At 59.0% G+C, this 2,434-nt stretch carries 2 protein-coding genes and 1 pseudogene; 1 reads left to right on the forward strand and 2 read right to left on the reverse strand.

Translation table 11 applies throughout. The features are described from left to right. Positions 1 to 163 precede the first annotated feature (163 nt). Complete coding sequence (locus GS620_RS21805; protein ID WP_171617725.1) at positions 164 to 1,165, forward strand: helix-turn-helix domain-containing protein; 1,002 nt, start codon at positions 164 to 166, stop codon at positions 1,163 to 1,165. 69 nt (positions 1,166 to 1,234) lie between these two features. On the opposite strand, the gene GS620_RS21810 is transcribed toward GS620_RS21805, so the two are convergent. After that, on the reverse strand, positions 1,235 to 2,212 hold the full coding sequence (locus GS620_RS21810) for a CoA ester lyase (RefSeq protein WP_171617726.1): 978 nt from the start codon (positions 2,210 to 2,212) through the stop codon (positions 1,235 to 1,237). Positions 2,213 to 2,230: 18 nt separating this feature from the next. Continuing rightward, positions 2,231 to 2,434: pseudogene (glyA, locus tag GS620_RS21815) on the reverse strand (serine hydroxymethyltransferase); the annotation flags it as partial.

A 2,434-nucleotide genomic window follows, 5' to 3' on the forward strand; every position in this document is an offset into this window, starting at 1 on the left:
ACAGAAACCTCGTCTGCACATGCCCCCCAATGGACGCATACGCAGACGCCGCGGAATAGGGAACCGGGCGTAGCAATCCGCGGTTTGCTCTGGCGGATTGAAATCCGAAAATGAGGGCAGCGTCCTGCGAGGCGCTGCCTCTCGTCAATTCGATGGAGGAACAATGAAACACTATGTCCTCGCAAATGATCGCGCCGACCTGGCAAAGACCGGGCCGGAGGTGCCCGAAAGAATAAAATACATCGATGTTATCCTCAGCGACACGCGGGCACTGGCATCGGCTGAGATCGTCGTCGAGTTCTATCACGCTCTGAACAGCCTGGTCGAAAACTGCTCTTACGTCGTCAATCTCCGGGTGTCCGGAAATGACTCGGTCGGCGGGCCTCTTTATTGGGCAGGTCGGACGGCGATTTTCTGGGGCGACCTGGAGAACAACTGGGACGTCTCTGGTTCGCGCAGAAGCTGGATTTCGCAAGTTCTCAACCTGTCTTCAAGGACCGTTCTGGTCGGGGGAGCTGTCCTGTTGCTGGTGCAACTGGGCAGAGCAGGCCGAAACATCGTTGCGGTTCACCCGAACTTTGCCGCGGCCGCGCTGGAAAGCGGATTGGAAAGCTGCGGTGCGGCAACCCATCTGGCCGCCGACGGGCACCCCCACAGCGCGACCAGCAGACTGAGCGCGTTGCGGTTGTTGTCCGAATTCGTGTCCATGGATCACGGAGAGCATACAGCGGACGCATTGCGCAGCTATATCGGTCTGACCGAACCCACACAAAAATACGAAAGCAGGTTGGCCGCCCGGCTGGTGCACAGGGCAAAAGGCGATCTTCTGGTGGTGCGCACTTTGGATGCGATGCAGGAGAATATCGAAGATCCACTGACGATCTCGGACCTTTCCCGTTTGCTCAAAACCTCGACGCGTCAACTGCAACGACGGTTCCTGAGCAAAACCGGAGCAAAGCTTCTTTCCACGTACAAGGAGCTTCGTCTGGAACGGGCGCAGAACCTGTTGCAGTTCACGAACATGTCGCAGATCGAAATCTCGGCAGCCACCGGTTTTTCATCGCCCGTCGCTTTGAAACGTGCGTTTCAACGCTGCTACAAAACCAGCCCGGATGATGTGCGGGACCGTCGGTTCATGGGGTCGATGGCGCCGGAAGGATCCTAGCACTTCTTCGGCCTGCGCAACGGGCGATGACATCGCGTGGGCAGTTTGCCCACGCAACTCTGGTTTGGTTCACGCCGCAGCAATCTGGCTGGCCTTTTCCACCAGCACTTCGGCCTGACGGATGGAGGCGTAATCTATCAGCCGGCCGTCCAGTGAAACGGCACCTTTTCCGTCTGCCTCGGCCTCGGCCATGGCAACAAGAATGCGCTGCGCCTTGTTGACCTCGGCGTCGGACGGCGACATCACCTCGTTCGCCAGCGCGATCTGGCTTGGGTGAATGGCCCATTTGCCCTCGCAACCCAGAACGGCGGCACGTTTTGCGGCGGCCTTGTAACCGTCCGGGTCCTGAAAATCGCCAAAAGGCCCATCAATCGGACGCAGCCCGTTGGCGCGCGCCGCAACCACCATGCGGGCCAGAGCATAATGCCACATGTCACCCCAATGGGACTGGCGACCGCCCTCGGGGTCCGCATCGGTCAAAACGGAATAATCGGGGTTCACACCACCGATGATCGTGGTTCGCGCACGGGTCGAGGCCGCATAGTCGGCCACGCCGAAGTGCAGGCTTTCATTGCGCTTTGATGCTGCCGCAATCTCACTGACATTCTGCATGCCAAGCGCGGTTTCGATGATGTGCTCGAACCCGATCCGTTTTTTGTAACCCTTGGCGTCTTCGATCTGGGTCACCAGCATATCGACGGCATAGACATCCGCAGCCGTTCCGACCTTGGGGATCATGATCAGGTCCAGCCGCTCACCCGCCTGTTCGACCACATCGACGACGTCGCGGTACATGTAATGCGTGTCCAGACCGTTGATCCGAACCGACATGGTCTTGTTGCCCCAATCGATATCGTTCAGCGCCTGAATGATGTTCCTGCGGGCCTGTTCCTTTTCATCCGGTGCAACCGCGTCTTCCAGATCAAGGAAAATGACGTCTACATCGGATTTGGCTGCCTTTTCGAGCATTCCGGGTTGGCTGCCGGGCACGGCCAATTCACTTCGGTTCAGTCGGGCTGGGGCTTGGTCAATGGAATGAAAGCTCATGGGTTCGGGTCCTTCGTCTTACAGGTTCGGATAGATCGGGAATTTGGCACAGAGGTCTGCGACTTCGGCTTTGACCTTGGCCTCGACGGCGCCGTTGCCGTCTTCGCCGTTGGCAGCCAGGCCGTCGACCACTTCGATGATCCAGTCGGCGATCTGGCGGAACTCACCCTCGCCGAAGCCGCGGGTGGTGCCGGCGGGCGACCCCAGACGGATGCCCGACGT

The sequence above is a fragment of the Ruegeria sp. HKCCD6428 genome (assembly GCF_013110595.1).
Classification (GTDB): Bacteria; Pseudomonadota; Alphaproteobacteria; order Rhodobacterales; family Rhodobacteraceae; genus Ruegeria.

Excerpts from the sequence above, each read along its gene's own strand:
- GS620_RS21805 (WP_171617725.1), top strand. The coding sequence starts at position 164 with ATGAAACACTATGTCCTCGCAAATGATCGCGCCGACCTGGCAAAGACC.
- GS620_RS21810 (WP_171617726.1), bottom strand. The coding sequence starts at position 2,212 with ATGAGCTTTCATTCCATTGACCAAGCCCCAGCCCGACTGAACCGAAGT.